Genomic DNA, 535 nt, shown 5'->3' with positions numbered 1-535 from the left:
CAGACCGCGACTCCCATGCGCTCGTGCTCTGTCTGCGGAAAGCGGATCTCTGGAACCTCCGGGTCGAGTGCCATCAGCGACTCACGGACCCACGCGAACCATCGTTGCCCCAGTGCCACCGATGCCATGCGGCACAGGACCGCGGTCGGCGTCTCGGTGTCGTCATGACGGTGACTCTGCAATCGCTGGTGCAGGCCCTGCGATGTCACCCCGAGGGCCTTGGCCACGGACCTGATGCTGAGCTCCTGGGCGCCACGGTCACGAAGGGTCTCCACCACGCCGTCCCCGATGATGTCGAAGGGATTCAGTGAGGCCGGCCGAAGGAACGGGCGCTCGTAGGGGGAGCTGATCAATCGCATGTGGACGACGGTGACACCCGGCGCCGACATCGACACGGACTCTCCACAAGCGAGATCGGTGGCCCCGAAACACCGCCCCATGCCGCAGGTTGATTGATATCAATCAACCTGCGAGCAGGCACCCTTCTCAGGAGCTGACGAGCTCGGGATGTTCCTCGCGCAGCCGATCAGCCACC

At 64.7% G+C, this 535-nt stretch carries 1 protein-coding gene; it reads right to left on the bottom strand.

The genetic code is table 11. The features are described 5' to 3' along the window. Positions 1 to 227 (bottom strand): hypothetical protein (locus ACOADB_RS02430; protein ID WP_378596319.1); only part of this gene is annotated, 227 nt, incomplete at its 3' end. Between the last annotated feature and the right edge of the window lie 308 nt (positions 228 to 535).

It is taken from the genome of Nocardioides sp. CPCC 206348, assembly GCF_048654705.1.
In the GTDB taxonomy this organism is placed as follows: domain Bacteria; phylum Actinomycetota; class Actinomycetes; order Propionibacteriales; family Nocardioidaceae; genus Nocardioides.
This window is presented reverse-complemented; position numbering and strand designations above follow the sequence as displayed.